A 15,276-nucleotide genomic window follows, 5' to 3' on the forward strand; every position below is an offset into this window, starting at 1 on the left:
AAGCACAGCGTCGTGAGATTAAAGAGATGCAGTGGTTACTGAACGATATAGAAAAAAATGGCCTAGCAGAAACTCAGGAACAAGCACAACCTAGAGCTGTACCGGATTTTAATACTAAGTAAAATTTTATAAGAATACGTAAAAGGGAGCTAAACATGAGTAAATCAGCAGAGCTTTATAGAATGGCAACAGATGAGCATATTTGCCCATTTGGCTTAAAGTCAAAAGACCTTCTAGAACGCGAGGGTTATGATGTTAATGATCACTTATTGGACTTCCCAGCTTTCACTAGACAGTTTTTAACTCAGAATAGTACGCTTCCTCAAACTTAGCAGGTGAAACACCGCCTGTGTGTGAATGCCGCTTTCTTGGATTGTAAAACATTTCTATAAAATTGAATATCTCAGCTTTCGCATCTTCCCGTGTCGAATATATCTTACGCTTAACTATTCGCTTTTTAATCGTCGCAAAAAAGCTTTCAGCAACCGCATTATCATGACAGTTCCCAGCGCGGCTCATTGAAGGCACAAGATTATGTTCTTTCATAAATGCGAGATAATCAGCGCTACCGTATTGACTACCTTGATCACTATGCACCATTACGTCTGCCTTCGGTTGACGTTGATATACAGCCATCAACAGTGCCTTTATAACAAGGTGCTTATCCATATTTTTATCCATCGACCAACCCACAATACACCGAGAGAATAAATCCATTACTGTTGCCACATATAAAAAACCTTCATAGGTTCTTATGTAAGTAATGTCGCTCACCCATGATTGGTTTGGCGCTGGCGGGTTAAATTGACGCGCTAATAAGTTATCTGCAATCCGCGACGCCTTACCGCTTTTAATATGGCGACGCTTATATCCAATTTGCGCCTTAAGCTTATGTTGTCGCATAATCTTAGCAACACGGTTCACGCTGCATGCTCACCGGCTTCACGCAAGTCTGCATGTATCCAAGGGCTACCATACGTGCCACCACTGGCTACATAAAATTCTTTAATGAGTTTCAACAAGCGATTATCTTCAAGCGCTCTATCGCTTATAGGCTTTTTCAACCACGCATAAAAACCACTGCGGTGCAGCTTAAAAAGGCGGCACATCGTCGTAATAGAAAACTCATCTTGGTGATCACGAATGAAGCCGTACTTTACTCGGGGTTGCTGGCAAAGTACCTTGCGGCCTTTTTTAAAATATCCCGTTCCTCCGTGACACGTTTCAATTGCGCTTCTAATTAAGCGATCTTCAATTTTTCATCGGATGATTGAACGGACTTAGGTTTATCTGATAACTGGCTCCGCCAGTGATATAACGTTTTGGTAGAAATATCTAATCGTTCAGCGACTTCTGCAACTGAATATCCACGCTCAGTAATTTGTTTAACAGCCGCTTCTTTAAACTCTTGGGTATACCGTTTGCCTTTGCTCATAAAACACCTCTTATTAGAAGTTACAATGTAACTTATTGTGTGTCTAGTAAACTATGGGAAGTCCAGACTGATGAATTGGTCTTGTTGGGTGGCGTACAAAAAGGATTTGCTCCCCCTGCTCCAGGTAATGAAGATGCTACGAATGAAGAAAGTATGAATTATGAGTTTGGAGCTAGATTTAATAATGATAACGTCAATATAGAGGCTATTTTATTTCTATCTGATTATGACAATATGCATGGTAACTGTACTGAGAGCCAGAATTGTGACGATGAAAATATTGGCGATCAATATAATGCGGGTGAAGTAAAAGTATACGGAATTGAAATGAAAGCAGGTTACTTGGTTAATTTTGGAAATATAACCATGCCAATAGACTTTACCTACACTCGTTCCCAGAGTGAATTTTTGAATACATTCGAATCGGATTTCTGGGGGGATGTACAGTCTGGTGATGAATTTCCTTATGTTCCAGAAAATCAGTTTCAGTTTGTTATTGGTTTAGAAGGGGAGCAATGGCAATCAAATTTGTTAGTTCGTTATACTGGAGAAATGAGGACAGTGGCTGGTCGAGGTGCTATTAATGAAGGTATTGATGCCCATACTGTCGTTGATTTTGTTGCAAATTATGATTTAACTAAAAACCAACAAGTGAATTTCACCGTCGATAATTTATTAGACGAAAGCTATATGACATCACGTACTCATGGTTCAATTATGGTTGGAAAACCTCTAACTTTGAGCTTAGGCTACAAATACAACTTTTAAATGCTATTGTTGTTTTTTAGAGATATGTTGATGGTCATATTACCTGTTAAGTTGTTAAATGATTTTCAGCTTAACAGGTGATTTACCAACTGAAGAGTTCGTTCAGTGTACAAATTAAACTCTGCTGAGCTATACCGTTAGAAAGGATTAGGCCCTTCGTATTCATAGCTATCATCTCCAAGATTAGAAATATCATCTATAGTATCAATGTCATATATCACATCCCAGGGGGCAAGTTTTCTTTCTAAACCTTCTAAGTATGGTTTTTCTCCGGGGTTTCTCTTTTGCCATTCACTCCAAATCCTATCAATTTGAGCATGATGCATCCAAAAAATAGGATCATTAGGTGAAATCATAGGATTGCCCATATCGCCTCCAACCCAACCATTCAGCTCTACCTAAAACATCATCTGCTTCACCTGTGGTAATCGAAGGCTCATCCTAGGTTGTTAAAGACCTTCATAACACTAATATTTTCTTGCAGGTAGCTACTAAGTTATACTTTATTTATATTAATCTGTTGAAAGGTAGTGTTTATTATGCAATTATATGATTAATTGAAATATTTTGTTGGTTAGCTGTGAATTCTAATTTCTCTAAAACATTAATGGTACTGCTAGTCTGTTTGACCTTTGTTGGTCAAGCGGTTGCGTCTACTGTTATGTCTTATCATATGATGAGTATGAAGGGAAATAGTGGGCAGAAGCAAATGCAAAATATGTCAATGATGGACCATATTGACCATATTGACCATTCAATGATGAGTCATTCATCTGATGAGTCAGATGAAGCAGAAGATGACTGTTGTGTGAAAAGTTGTAGTTGTTTTACTGGGGGTTGCTCAAGTATCGCTACACTAATGAAAGACACAGGTGACAGTCTCTTTATTGATTTATCATCAAAAATATTCTCATATTCAAACTTGGCTCAAAGTCAATCATCATCATCTCTATATAGACCTCCAATACTAAGCTAAATACAGAATAATTGTGCCTAAAATTTGGCTCACTTATATGAAAATTATCTGTATTAGGCTTTTTGATCTCTGCGTTTAAGTATTTTTAAGCAAAATCAAGAATAACCTAATCAATTCAAATATTAATTGATATCCCTTTGGGGGGGTTATGTTTTCCAAAAAATTCACGTTAAAGGCTGTTGCAGCCTTTACTTTAGTCATTGCTATTGCAAGTTGTTCAAAAGAAGAAGTTTCAGTGACTTCATCTAAAACACAAAATGCTAAACCTCATCCTATTCTTTTAGAGGTTTATAAGAGTCCTACATGTGGTTGCTGCAAAAAATGGGTTAGCCATATAAATGAGCAAGGGTTCGAATCAAAAGTCCATAATTATCAAAATTTTACAGCGGTTAAAGAAGAGAAAGGAATAGAGCCTCGATACCGTTCTTGTCATACCGCTATATCAAAAGATGGTTATGCATTTGAAGGGCATGTTCCTGCCAAATTTATTCATAAATTTTTAAAAGAAAAACACGCTGACGATGTTATTGGATTATCTGTTCCTGCAATGCCAGCGGGAACTCCCGGTATGGAAGTAGGGGATAAATTTCAACCTTATAAAGTGTTATTACTTAAGAAAGGGGGCGCTTATGAGGTCTATGCCAGCGTTCAATCTTATGAGGAGCAGTTTTAATGAATAAATTAAAAGATATCAGAAGTTTAAGCGTGAAATGCTGTGCAGGTATGTTAGCTCTTACAGTGCTAACTGCAAATTCTGCTGATATTCCTACTATTACTTCTAGTTCAGCCTTAACTTTTGAAAAAGCTATCAAGTCTGCGCAGAAAAATGACCCATGGTTAACGGGAAATATTCATAAGCAAGCTGCTATTGAAGCGATGAGTACAGCCGTAGGTACATTACCAGACCCAAAAGTTTCGCTTGGTTTAGCAAACTTACCTGTTAATGGGTTTGATTTCGGGCAAGAGGGTATGACTCAAGCGAAAGTGGGTATATCTCAAATGTTTCCTCGTGGGGATACATTATTGATTAAGCGAGAACAACTCAAGATTGAAAGTGAATCATTCCCGTATCAACGAAAAGATCGAGAATCCAAAGTAGCTGTTACTGTTGGTAGCCTTTGGTTGAATGCATACAGAGTTCAAGAAAGTATTGCTTTAATTGAAAAAAACAGAGCGCTTTTTGAACAGTTAGCGGATATTGCAGAAGCAAGTTATTCGTCTGCTTTAGGTAAAACAAGACAGCAAGATATCGTAAGAGCGCAATTAGAGCTTACAAGGTTAGAAGATCGGTTAGATGTTTTAGGTCAACAACAAAACCGCTTTGAAGGTATGTTGTCTCAATGGTTAGCAGAATTTTCTATTGAGAATAATTCTCAAAGTGAAACTTATGTAGATGATGATTTTCAGCTCCATAATATTGTTTTGACTAAGCAATTGCCTCAGATTGACTTAGTAAATAGCAATATAGTTCTAAATAATAGCTGGTTACGCCCTAGTGAACTGGCTAAGTATATTGCTAACCACCCTTCACTTGTTGCAGTTGAAAAGAAAATTAAATCAACAAAAACTGGAATCAAATTGGCAAAGCAAAAATACAAACCTGAGTGGGGAGTAAATGCTAGTTATGGTTACCGTGATGATGATCCAATGGGAAATAGTCGAGCGGACTTGTTCTCTGTAGGGGTTACTTTTGACTTGCCGCTTTTTACAGATAATAGACAGGACAAAGAAGTTAAGTCAGCTATTTCAAAAACAGAAGCAATAAAAACTGAAAAACTATTATTGATGAGAAAATTGCTCGCATCATACTCCAGTGCCAAAGGGCGCTTACTTCGATTGAAAGATAGACAGAACTTATACAAAGACAAGCTACTGCCTCAAATCCACGATCAAGCTGAAGCTTCACTAACAGCCTACACCAATGATGATGGTGACTTTGCCGAAGTGGTTCGCTCACGAATCGCTGTATTAAATGCGGAAATAGATGAGTTAACTCTTAATGTCGAAGAGCAGAAGTTATTACTAGAACTTAATTACCTTTTTATAGGCAGCATAGATCCTGTCGTTAGTAACAATAATATGAATTTATCAAATAATAGTGGTTTCACTGTTATTTCGGGAGAAGAATAATGAACAACAATATTAAGCCAATAGTAATTGGCATGGTTATCGGTGGCTTTTTAACATTTGGGGTTTATAGTTTTATGGCCCCGACAAATAGTGGAGAAGCAAGCTCTGTTGTAACGGCTGAAAAGAAGCCGCTTTATTGGGTAGCTCCAATGGACGCGAACTACAAAAGAGATAAGCCAGGGAAATCACCAATGGGTATGGATTTAGTACCTGTATACGACGATGGTGGTAAAGGACCTGATGAAGGTCCCGGAACCATTCGTATCTCTCCTGATGTTGTAAATAACCTCGGTGTAAGAACGGCAATAGTTAGTTATAAATCATTGCACACCGAAATAAATACAGTTGGCTATGTTACTTATGATGAAGATAAGTTAGTTCATATTCATCCACGAGTACAAGGATGGATTGAAAAGCTATATGTTAAGGCTATTGGAGATCCTGTTAAGAAAGGGCAACCCCTTTATGAAATTTATTCCCCTGAATTAGTTAATGCCCAAGAAGAATTATTATTGGCATTAGATCGTAAAAATAGCCGATTAATAAGTGCGGCTGAAAATCGATTGTCAGCATTACAACTTCCAAAATCATCAATAGTAAAACTTAAGAAAACAAAGAAAGTACAGCAAACAATTACTTTTTATTCTCCACAAAATGGCGTGGTGGAAAACTTAAAAATACGTGAAGGATTTTATGTTAAGCCTGGCTCTACTTTAATGTCAATTGGTGATTTATCGGAAGTGTGGGTTGAAGCTGAGGTGTTTGAACGTCAAGCGGGTCAAGTCAAAACAGGCACCCCAGTAACCATGACTCTTGATTACTTACCAGGAAAAACATGGCAAGGAAAAGTTGATTATATTTATCCGACACTAGATGCAAAAACTCGTACAGTGAAAGTACGTCTTCGTTTTAAAAATGAAGATGGTGAATTCAAACCAAATATGTTTGCTCAAATTGCGATTCACACAACGGGTGATGAACAAGTTTTATTGATACCTAAAGAAGCACTTATTAGAACTGGAAACCAAGATAGAGTTGTTCTCGCCTTAGGTGAGGGGAGTTTTAAATCGGTTGCAGTATCTGTAGGTCGATACGATAGCGAAAGTGTTGAGATACTTGAAGGGGTGCGTGATGGGGAAAAAGTTGTTAGTTCTGCACAGTTCTTATTAGATTCAGAATCGAGTAAGTCTTCAGACTTCAAGCGAATGAATAGCGATGTTGATGAAGCGGATGCTTCAATGCCTTCTTCTGTTTGGGTTCAAGCTTCTATAGAGAGCATGATGGCAGATCATAAAATGTTAACTTTAGCTCATGAGGCGATACCTGAATGGGAATGGCCAGAAATGACGATGGATTTCATAGCATCGGACAGTGTCGATTTCTCATTACTTAGTGAAGGAATGAGTTTACATGTTGAAGTGACAAAAGAAGATAATGGTGATTATAAAATTAGCAACATCCATGTTCCTGACGACATGAGTGAAAGTGATACAAGCCAAGTAACTGAAGAAGTGTCAGATGACTCGTCAGCGACAGTTACTGGAACAATTAACTCGTTAATGATTGATCATGGAATGGTGAACATTAGTCGATCTGCTATTGAAAAATGGGGACGACCTGCGGCTACTTTAGATTTCATTACAGGGCACAATGTTAGCCTTGAAGGACTTTCTGAGGGGATGGAAGTTAAGTTTACTTTTGAAGTGCGTGGTGAACATTTTGTAATTTTTGAAATTGCCCCACTAGGGCAAGGTGATGAACAGGGTGAAACTTCTAGATTAGAAGCACCTGTTGTTGATCATTCAAACCACTAATATAGGAGTTAGATTATTATGATTGCTTCTATAATACGTTGGTCCGTTGGTAATCGATTTTTTGTATTACTCGCTACCTTTTTACTCGTAGGCATTGGTTTATATTCTGTTAATAAAACGCCTATTGATGCACTGCCTGATTTATCTGATGTGCAAGTAATTATTAAAACAAGTTACCCTGGTCAAGCCCCACAAGTTGTTGAAGACCAGGTTACCTATCCGATGACTACTGCAATGCTGTCAGTTCCTGGCGCTGTGACTGTTCGAGGTTATTCTTTTTTTGGTGACTCTTACGTGTATGTCATCTTTGATGAAGATACAGATTTGTATTGGGCGCGTTCGCGAGTACTTGAATATTTAAGTCAAGTAGCCCCTAGCTTACCCAGCAATGCACGACCGCAATTAGGACCTGATGCTACAGGCGTAGGTTGGGTATATTTATACGCCTTAGTTGATAAAACGGGTCAACAAGACTTAAGTCAATTGCGCAGTTTACAAGATTGGTTTTTAAAATATGAATTGCAAACTGTCCCTGGCGTATCAGAAGTTACTGCACTTGGCGGTATGGTTAAGCAATACCAAGTAAGAATTAATCCTGAAAAATTAAGAGCATTTGGGATCCCTCTTTCACATATTCAAATGGCTATTAAGCAAGGTAACCAAGAGATCGGGGCATCTGTTGTTGAAATGGCAGAAGCCGAGTACATGGTTAGAGCAACTGGTTATCTCAAAAGTGTTGAAGATTTAGAGAATATACCTTTAGGAGTAAATGAAAATGGCACACCTCTATTACTAAAAGATGTTGCAGATATTGGGACTGGCCCACAAATGCGTCGAGGTATCGCTGAGCTTAACGGTGAAGGAGAAACTGTTGGTGGTATCGTCGTTATGCGCTTTGGAGAAAATGCTCAGCAAGTCATTAATGGTGTTAAAGAAAAGCTAGAGCAACTAAAGAAAGGCTTACCTGAAGGGGTTGAAATTGTTCCTGTTTATGATCGCTCTGCATTAATTGAAAGGGCTGTTGATAACTTAGCTTATAAGCTATTAGAAGAATTTGGCGTTGTGGCGCTAGTTTGTATCATTTTCTTATTTCATGTCCGCTCGTCACTAGTCGCCATTGTGAGTTTACCTGTAGGGATATTGACGGCATTTATCGTTATGCATATGCAAGGTCTTAATGCGAATATTATGTCGCTAGGAGGAATTGCAATTGCGATTGGTGCCATGATCGACGGTGCTATTGTAATGATAGAAAATATGCACAAGCACATGGAAAAAACACCGTTAACTAATGAAAACCGCTGGAAAATAGTAGTGGAGTCGGCCAGTGAAGTTGGTCCTGCTCTATTCTTTAGCTTGTTAATTATTACGGTGAGTTTTGTTCCTGTTTTTACCTTGGAAGCTCAAGAGGGGCGAATGTTTGCTCCGCTTGCCTTTACTAAAACGTATGCGATGGCAGCATCAGCGGCATTAGCGATTACATTAGTCCCTGTACTGATGGGGTATTTTATAAGGGGTAAGGTTTTACCTGAGCATAAAAACCCGGTGAATCGCTTTTTAACCTTTATCTATATGCCTGCTCTAAAAACGGTATTACTTTTTCCAAAGACAACTTTAGTAGCAGCATTGGCAGTTCTTGCTATTGGTATATATCCACTTGACAAGATTGGTAGTGAATTTATCCCTCCACTTGATGAAGGTGACTTAATGTATATGCCTACAACTTATCCTGGTATTTCGATAGGGCAAGCACGTCAACTGTTACAACAAACGGATAAGCTGATTAAAACAGTTCCAGAAGTTAAAACTGTGTTTGGTAAAGTAGGTAGAGCGGAAACTGCTACTGATCCAGCGCCTTTAACAATGATTGAAACTTTTATTCAATTAAAGCCTCGTTCAGAGTGGCGAGAAGGTGTTACTACTGAGAGTTTGAAAAAAGAGCTAGATGGTTTAGTTAAGCTCCCTGGGGTAACTAATGCGTGGGTGATGCCAATAAAAACACGTATTGATATGTTAGCTACGGGTATTAAGACACCTGTTGGTATTAAAGTCGCAGGACCTGACTTATCGGTAATTCAGGACATCGGCAAACAATTAGAAGTTATTTTGAAAGATGTACCTGGAACAGCATCAGTATATTCAGAGCGTGTAGCTGGTGGGCGTTACGTTAAAGTTGATATACAACGCGCTAAAGCAGCTCGTTATGGTTTAAATATTAGCGAAATTCAGCAGGTTGTTGCTACGGCCATTGGTGGTATGAATGTCACCAAAACTGTTGAAGGCTTAGAACGCTATCCAGTGAGTTTACGTTACCCACAAGACTATCGTGATTCGCCTGAAACATTATCTTTGCTACCAATAGTGACACCAAATGGGCAAAGGATCTCATTAGGCGATGTTGCGAATGTGCTCGTTGAAGACGGCCCTCCGGGAATAAAGTCAGAAAATGCAAGATTAAATGGTTGGGCATTTGTAGACATTGAAGGTGTGGATGTTGGTAGTTACGTTGTTGATGCACAAAAGGTTGTTGAAGATAAGCTAAAACTTCCTGCTGGCTACTCAATTGCGTGGGCTGGTCAATATGAGTATATGCAACGTGCCAAAGCTAAATTGACTTATGTAGTGCCGTTAACCTTGTTCATTATTATTATTCTACTTTATCTGAACTTCAGAAATGTTATTGAAGTGGCAATGATCATGGGAACTCTACCTTTGGCTATGGTGGGTAGTATTTGGTTGATGTATATCCAAGGCTACAACTTCTCTGTCGCTGTAGGTGTTGGTTTTATCGCGCTAGCGGGGGTTGCTGTTGAGATAGGTGTGATTATGTTGGTTTATTTGAATCAGGCTTATCACGAAATGATTAATGATCATCAGTCAAAGGATATTTCAACAACGAAGGCTGATGTCCTTCAAGCGGTGTTACATGGTGCAGGCTTACGTGTACGTCCTGTCATGATGACCGCAGCAGCTATAATCGTTGGCTTATTGCCAATATTATATGGCACAGGTACTGGTTCTGAAGTGATGAGTCGTATTGCAGCACCTATGGTTGGTGGAATGCTAAGTGCGGTGATTTTAACTTTACTTGTTCTACCTGCATTATTTTATTTGTGGCGTTCGTCATCGATTAAAAATGTTTCGAGCAAGGCATAGAGCATGAAAACGTTGAAGGTTAGCCGGAAACTTCATCGGTGGTTGATGTTGTTTTTAGGCTTGCAGTTTTTGATTTGGTCGATATCAGGTGCCTATATGGTTATTTTTGATATTGACTATATTCATGGTGATAGTTTGGTGGTTAATCACCAAGCTAAAGTTAATGTGGATGAAATTACTTACCCATTATCTGCATTAGCTAAGCAATATCCTGACGCAAAAAACATTGCCGTAGAAGTTTTTATAGACCAAGCCGTTTATCGTTTTACAGAGCATGACGAAAAATATGTTGTAAATGCTAGTAATGGGGAGAAGATTTCTCCCTTAAACAAAGTCGTAGCTATTAGCGCTGCAAAACACTATTACAGTGGTGATGGTGCGGTCCTTGAGTCTGAATTGATTACAGAAAATCCACCGTTTGAATTAAGCCGTCGAGCATTACCTGCTTGGCGGGTTAACTTTGATGATTTTGGCAGTCCGTCGATATATGTTTCAGCTCAAACAGGAAAGCTTGTCAGTAAGCGACATGAATTTTGGCGAATCTTTGATTTGATGTTTAGTTTGCATGTCATGGATTACGAAGAAGAAGATCCAAGTAATAAACTACTTTTTTGGTTCACACTTTTTTCTATTTTTGCGGCAATTACTGGTGGTGTATTGAGTTACTTTGTTATTTTCAAAAACAGAGTAAAAAATACATTAGATAAAAGTATGGGAGTAGCTAGATAATGTTATTCCTTAAAAAGCTACATAAGTGGCTATCCTTGTTGGTTGGCCTACAACTACTAGTATGGTTAGGAACAGGCTTATATTTTAATTTGATGGATCATCAAAAGGCTTCAGGAAATCAATATAAACAAACTCCCGTTGTTGCCCAAGTTGATATTAATAGGTTAGTTGAACCACAACTTGTCTTATCTCAATCAAAACAAGTCGTATCGTTAAAACAAATATCACTATTAGAGCACCCTTACTATTTGTTAACTCATAATAAAGGTTTATATAGCCATTTTGACAATGACTACTCTTTGGTTGATGCGTACACCGCTGAGCCAGTCGTTATTGATGAAACTATGGTTAGAAAACTGGCCCAATCTTCCTACAATGGTAAAGGTGTGATTAAAAATGCAGTTAAATTATCACCTCCATATGAAGATATACCTCGTGAGCAAAATGAAGTGTGGCAAGTTAACTATGCTGATTATATTCAAACTAGCGTTTATATTGATGCTGGTTCTGGTCGAATAATTAAACATAGTAATGATGATAAACGGTTTGTTGATATTTTCTTTATGCTTCACTTTATGGATTATGGCACTGAAGGAAGCTTCAATAATGTTCAAATCATTTTATTTTCTCTTTTCACGCTTTTCTTTTCCTTAACTGGCTTTATTTGGACTATTGAGCTGCTCTTTAATGGTCAATACAAAGTTCGCTTTGGCAACAAAAGTCGAACTTTGGCGCTATTTGATAAAGATCTGGAGCCTATCGGGGAATTCGATTTAGCTACTAATACCAACTTACTTGACGGTTTAATTAATCATGATATTGCTTTGTCATCAACCTGTGGCGGTGGCGGGACTTGTGGCCAATGTAAAGTACGTCTTGATAGCAGTGTTAAAGTCACTTCAGCAGAGCATGTACTTTTAACAAAGGAACAATTGCAACAAGGTTACAGATTGGCTTGTCAACATGATGCAACAGAAACAAAGAGGTTAACATTAATTGACGTTACTAAAGCCAAAAAATACCTTCTTGAATTAACGCATAGTGAGTTTATTAGTCCCTATATAAAAGAGTTGCGTTTTAAAGTGCTTGGTGGTGAGAAATTAAAATTCAAAGCAGGTGCTCATCTTCGTTTCTATATACCACCAGCTAAAGGAGTATCTATACCAGCGCGTCTTCCTGACGCTTTCAAATACCATTGGCGTGGTATTGAGTATTTAGAGTATGAGCATCAAGCTTGTAGTCGAAGCTATTCTCTAGCTAATGGTGATGGGCAGATTGAAGCTGGTACTAACGAGTTAAAGTTTACCGTCAAAATTCAAAATGCTCCAAATAAAAGTATATATCCCGGTGTAGGTTCTAGCTACATATGCAATTTGGGGCTAGGGCAAACAATAGAAGCGGCTGGCCCATTTGAAGATTTTTACGCTAAACCTTCAAGTAATAAAACAATGATGCTCATCGGAGCAGGCTCTGGAATGGCACCATTGAAATCATTGATTGAAGAGCAATTGTGCTTCCGCCAAAAAGAAAGAAAGGAAGCTAGAGGTATCTATTTTTTCTATGGTGCTAGAACTGAGGAAGACTTGTTATATAAAGATGAGCTTTACAGGCTATCTAGAAAATATCCAAACTTTTATTACTACCCTGTTCTGTCCAGGCCGCATAACAACTGGTCAGGAGCAAAGGGGTATGTTCAAGATTTACTCACATCAAATATTGACAAAATTTGCCAAATTGATGGTGTCGAATTTTATCTATGCGGCCCACCAAATATGATGTCTGCAACGATAAACCTTTTAAAAACCAAGAATGTTGATGCAACTAATATTGCATTCGATGAATTTAAATAAATTAATCTTAATCAAAAACGTAGGAGAAAACCATGAAAACTAACTTTATTAAAACTGTAGGAAAAATCGCTTTGATATTAGTACCAGCAATTACTTTATCAATGAATGCATCCGCTCATGATCCAGCAATGCATGCAAAAAAAGCAGAAAAAGCTGATTGTAGCAAAATGGATCATAGCAAGATGGATATGAAAGACCCTGTTGCAGTTGCAATGATGAAAAAGTGTATGAAGCAATCAAAATCTTCAATGGAGAAAATGGATCACAGCAAAATGAAAGAAATGGATCACAGTAAAATGGAAAAAAAGGAAAATAAAAAAGCTAATAATGATGATCACCAGAACCATTAATTAAATATTAAAAGTCACTTAATTGAAGCTCGTATTAAGTGACTTTTAAAGTAAGGAATTGTTATGAAAGCTCTTAAAATTCTATTGATATTATTGCTATTGGGAGGAGCTAGTGCAGCCACTGTCATGTATTCAGGGATAGTGAATGTAGCCGCAGATGAACCTCACAGTGATATTGTTTATTGGCTTCTTGAAGAAACTAGGGAGGCATCCATAAAGAAATCGGCTCAACATATCAAAGTACCTGATTTGGAAAGTCCTGAGTTGTTGTTAATGGGAGGAGCAGATTATGAATATATGTGCTCAAGCTGTCATCTAAAACCTGGATTAGAAGAAAGTGATATGAGCATTGGGCTGTATCCTCAACCACCTAATTTAAGTATTTCGCATGAAACTCATCAACACGGTACTGATGAAGAGCTTGCAAGGCAGAATTTTTGGGTGATTAAACACGGCATAAAAGCTTCAGGGATGCCAGCTTGGGGTAAAACTCACAGTGATGAAAGAATATGGGCCATGGTTGCTTTTATTAAGCGATTACCGACTTTAACGCCTGAGCAATATCAAGTACTAACAGCCATAGATTAATGAGGAAAGACAGAAACAAAATGAAAAAAATTTCGATAATGCTAACAACATGATTGAAAAATACTTGTATTTTGAGCCTACAATCTATGTTCCTTACGACCTTGATTTACGAGATAAAAACGCTATCAAGTTAACAAGAATGTGGGTAGAGAATGGACAGGAAGTTGATATTCCAAGGTTATTTTATAAGTTTGTTCGACTACCAAACAAAAATTATTTAAAGGCTCAATTTAAAAAATCATTACACATGGAAATTTCGAAACTTGTAGATACTGAAGGTGTCATAACTTTGCATATGCAATATGAAATTAACTTTCAAGGAGAAGAGCCTTTAAAAGTTTTCCATAAACAAAGCTTAAATTTTCAATCTAGCAATCAGCGCCATAAAATCATTAATCATTAATCATTAATCATTAATCATTAATCATTAATCATTAATCATTAATCAGTATTCATCTTCAATGGCATTGCCAGCAATGTTTGGCAAAGAAGGTTTGTCTTTAGCTAAGGCTGAAGAGACTCATGATACTAGTAAAACAATTTTACAAATAGGTTTACTAGACGAAGATAAATCACGTAGAACTTGGTGTGTTGAAACGCTTAATAGATTACACCCAAACACTGATTTAAAACATGGTGTTTTACATTAATAGTTAACGTTGGAATACAGCAGTAAGTTATGGCAAACGAAGAAAATAATATCAAATCAAATTCTGAAAATGACAATTTCTTTATTAGAAATACTCACCTAATGATTGCTATATTGTGGGGGCTCTGTGGCCTTGGAATATATTTTTACAATTATTAAATTCAGCTAGCTATTCACTATAAATAACGGTTGGAATAAGAGAGGAACTATATGGCATTTGTAGAAAAAAAGACCGAGAAATTAGTATTTAAAGAAGGTAGAGATGCTGCGCTTAAAGAGTACAAATCTAAACGTGGTTTTGGTACAAACCTAATTAGAACTGTGTTTTATTTTTAGTATTAGAATATTACAAAGTCTAAAGTAAAAAAACCGAAAGGACTAATAATGAAAGAAGAAACTACTAAAGAAGCAATAACAAAAATCGAACAAGAACTTCAACAGGCGGAAGACGAGCTTAGAAACTGGCAAGATTACGATTTCCGAAGAGAAGATGGCAGCATGAGACAGGACGCAATGCACGAAAAGCATGGTCGAGATGCTAAGCAAGAGGTAAATGTAGTGGTCAACTAGTTTTGGCCACAGTTATAGAGTCTTGGTATCTAACCTCAGATTCATTTGGCGCTAAACCGGCATTATAATGATGTGACCTAACGTTGTTATAATATCCGTGGATATAATCACTCACACTATACTTAGCTTCTTTAAAGTCTTCATATCCAACCTTTGGCATCCATTCCATTTTGGGGTTCTAGGGATTTTCCCCTCTAAAGTAACATAAATCGCCATACTCACCATATTTAAAGGCATACAAAGGTGGGTTACTTCTCCAAA

The 15,276-nt window shown here is 37.6% G+C and carries 15 protein-coding genes and 4 pseudogenes; 16 read left to right on the forward strand and 3 right to left on the reverse strand.

Annotated elements, in window-relative coordinates; all coding sequences use genetic code 11:
* Together GQR47_RS20560 and GQR47_RS20565 are read left to right on the forward strand one after the other, a co-directional pair.
* Positions 1-122, forward strand: a pseudogene (locus tag GQR47_RS20560) (DUF305 domain-containing protein); the annotation flags it as partial.
* 33 nt (positions 123-155) lie between these two features.
* A pseudogene (locus GQR47_RS20565) lies at positions 156-272 on the forward strand (glutaredoxin family protein); the annotation flags it as partial.
* A 16-nt stretch (positions 273-288) separates the two neighbouring features.
* Here the strand turns inward: GQR47_RS20565 and GQR47_RS19600 are convergent.
* A pseudogene (locus tag GQR47_RS19600) lies at positions 289-1,435 on the reverse strand (IS3 family transposase).
* 39 nt (positions 1,436-1,474) lie between these two features.
* Here GQR47_RS19600 and GQR47_RS19605 point away from each other — a divergent pair.
* Positions 1,475-2,203 carry a TonB-dependent receptor gene (locus tag GQR47_RS19605; RefSeq protein ID WP_024596898.1) on the forward strand — a complete coding sequence of 243 codons (729 nt, stop codon included), beginning with the start codon at positions 1,475-1,477 and terminating at the stop codon, positions 2,201-2,203.
* A gap of 137 nt (positions 2,204-2,340) precedes the next feature.
* Here the strand turns inward: GQR47_RS19605 and GQR47_RS19610 are convergent, their stop codons facing one another.
* Complete coding sequence (locus GQR47_RS19610) at positions 2,341-2,595, reverse strand: tyrosinase family protein (RefSeq protein ID WP_261765765.1); 255 nt, start codon at positions 2,593-2,595, stop codon at positions 2,341-2,343.
* 188 nt (positions 2,596-2,783) lie between these two features.
* On the opposite strand from GQR47_RS19610, the gene GQR47_RS19615 reads away from it, so the two are divergent.
* The 13 genes from GQR47_RS19615 to GQR47_RS19670 all read left to right on the forward strand — a co-directional run bounded on the left by GQR47_RS19615 (position 2,784) and on the right by GQR47_RS19670 (position 15,015).
* Positions 2,784-3,179 carry a CopL family metal-binding regulatory protein gene (locus tag GQR47_RS19615; protein ID WP_253951857.1) on the forward strand — a complete coding sequence of 132 codons (396 nt, stop codon included), beginning with the start codon at positions 2,784-2,786 and terminating at the stop codon, positions 3,177-3,179.
* 148 nt (positions 3,180-3,327) lie between these two features.
* Positions 3,328-3,852, forward strand: a complete 525-nt coding sequence (locus GQR47_RS19620; RefSeq protein WP_024596901.1) for a DUF411 domain-containing protein — start codon at positions 3,328-3,330, stop codon at positions 3,850-3,852.
* Complete coding sequence (locus tag GQR47_RS19625; RefSeq protein WP_024596902.1) at positions 3,852-5,309, forward strand: TolC family protein; 1,458 nt, start codon at positions 3,852-3,854, stop codon at positions 5,307-5,309. Before GQR47_RS19620 ends, GQR47_RS19625 begins: the two co-directional genes overlap by 1 nt.
* Entirely contained in the window at positions 5,309-7,123 is a 1,815-nt protein-coding gene (locus GQR47_RS19630) for an efflux RND transporter periplasmic adaptor subunit (protein WP_024596903.1), read from the forward strand. The genes GQR47_RS19625 and GQR47_RS19630 overlap by 1 nt, the downstream gene beginning before the upstream one ends.
* 18 nt (positions 7,124-7,141) lie before the next feature.
* Positions 7,142-10,279, forward strand: a complete 3,138-nt coding sequence (locus tag GQR47_RS19635; RefSeq protein ID WP_024596904.1) for an efflux RND transporter permease subunit — start codon at positions 7,142-7,144, stop codon at positions 10,277-10,279.
* A 96-nt stretch (positions 10,280-10,375) separates the two neighbouring features.
* Positions 10,376-11,008, forward strand: a complete 633-nt coding sequence (locus GQR47_RS19640) for a hypothetical protein (RefSeq protein ID WP_024596905.1) — start codon at positions 10,376-10,378, stop codon at positions 11,006-11,008.
* Entirely contained in the window at positions 11,008-12,858 is a 1,851-nt protein-coding gene (locus GQR47_RS19645) for a 2Fe-2S iron-sulfur cluster-binding protein (protein WP_024596906.1), read from the forward strand. The genes GQR47_RS19640 and GQR47_RS19645 overlap by 1 nt, the downstream gene beginning before the upstream one ends.
* A gap of 32 nt (positions 12,859-12,890) precedes the next feature.
* Positions 12,891-13,208, forward strand: coding sequence for a hypothetical protein (locus GQR47_RS19650; protein WP_024596907.1), 318 nt, complete (start codon positions 12,891-12,893; stop codon positions 13,206-13,208).
* A 63-nt stretch (positions 13,209-13,271) separates the two neighbouring features.
* Positions 13,272-13,796, forward strand: a complete 525-nt coding sequence (locus GQR47_RS19655) for a cytochrome c (RefSeq protein ID WP_154904274.1) — start codon at positions 13,272-13,274, stop codon at positions 13,794-13,796.
* A gap of 49 nt (positions 13,797-13,845) precedes the next feature.
* Positions 13,846-14,199 (forward strand): hypothetical protein, encoded by a 354-nt coding sequence (locus GQR47_RS19660; protein WP_024596908.1) that lies wholly within the window; start codon positions 13,846-13,848, stop codon positions 14,197-14,199.
* Positions 14,200-14,272: 73 nt separating this feature from the next.
* Entirely contained in the window at positions 14,273-14,446 is a 174-nt protein-coding gene (locus GQR47_RS19665) for a hypothetical protein (RefSeq protein WP_165724378.1), read from the forward strand.
* A gap of 209 nt (positions 14,447-14,655) precedes the next feature.
* Positions 14,656-14,781, forward strand: coding sequence for a hypothetical protein (locus GQR47_RS20605; RefSeq protein WP_261765764.1), 126 nt, complete (start codon positions 14,656-14,658; stop codon positions 14,779-14,781).
* Between the two features lie 48 nt (positions 14,782-14,829).
* Positions 14,830-15,015 (forward strand): hypothetical protein, encoded by a 186-nt coding sequence (locus tag GQR47_RS19670; protein WP_024597012.1) that lies wholly within the window; start codon positions 14,830-14,832, stop codon positions 15,013-15,015.
* Here the strand turns inward: GQR47_RS19670 and GQR47_RS19675 are convergent.
* Positions 15,008-15,193, reverse strand: a pseudogene (locus GQR47_RS19675) (IS3 family transposase); the annotation flags it as partial. The gene GQR47_RS19670 and the pseudogene GQR47_RS19675 overlap by 8 nt on opposite strands.
* Between the last annotated feature and the right edge of the window lie 83 nt (positions 15,194-15,276).

This window comes from Pseudoalteromonas sp. Z1A2 (assembly GCF_011378755.1).
GTDB lineage: Bacteria > Pseudomonadota > Gammaproteobacteria > Enterobacterales > Alteromonadaceae > Pseudoalteromonas > Pseudoalteromonas distincta.

Bases quoted from the DNA above. Each gene is read 5' to 3' on its own strand.
- GQR47_RS19670 (WP_024597012.1), top strand. From the start codon at position 14,830: ATGAAAGAAGAAACTACTAAAGAAGCAATAACAAAAATCGAACAAGAA.
- GQR47_RS19625 (WP_024596902.1), top strand. From the start codon at position 3,852: ATGAATAAATTAAAAGATATCAGAAGTTTAAGCGTGAAATGCTGTGCA.
- GQR47_RS19650 (WP_024596907.1), top strand. From the start codon at position 12,891: ATGAAAACTAACTTTATTAAAACTGTAGGAAAAATCGCTTTGATATTA.
- GQR47_RS19665 (WP_165724378.1), top strand. From the start codon at position 14,273: ATGTTTGGCAAAGAAGGTTTGTCTTTAGCTAAGGCTGAAGAGACTCAT.
- GQR47_RS19655 (WP_154904274.1), top strand. From the start codon at position 13,272: ATGAAAGCTCTTAAAATTCTATTGATATTATTGCTATTGGGAGGAGCT.
- GQR47_RS19635 (WP_024596904.1), top strand. From the start codon at position 7,142: ATGATTGCTTCTATAATACGTTGGTCCGTTGGTAATCGATTTTTTGTA.
- GQR47_RS19645 (WP_024596906.1), top strand. From the start codon at position 11,008: ATGTTATTCCTTAAAAAGCTACATAAGTGGCTATCCTTGTTGGTTGGC.
- GQR47_RS20605 (WP_261765764.1), top strand. From the start codon at position 14,656: ATGGCATTTGTAGAAAAAAAGACCGAGAAATTAGTATTTAAAGAAGGT.
- GQR47_RS19630 (WP_024596903.1), top strand. From the start codon at position 5,309: ATGAACAACAATATTAAGCCAATAGTAATTGGCATGGTTATCGGTGGC.
- GQR47_RS19640 (WP_024596905.1), top strand. From the start codon at position 10,376: ATGGTTATTTTTGATATTGACTATATTCATGGTGATAGTTTGGTGGTT.
- GQR47_RS19660 (WP_024596908.1), top strand. From the start codon at position 13,846: ATGATTGAAAAATACTTGTATTTTGAGCCTACAATCTATGTTCCTTAC.
- GQR47_RS19620 (WP_024596901.1), top strand. From the start codon at position 3,328: ATGTTTTCCAAAAAATTCACGTTAAAGGCTGTTGCAGCCTTTACTTTA.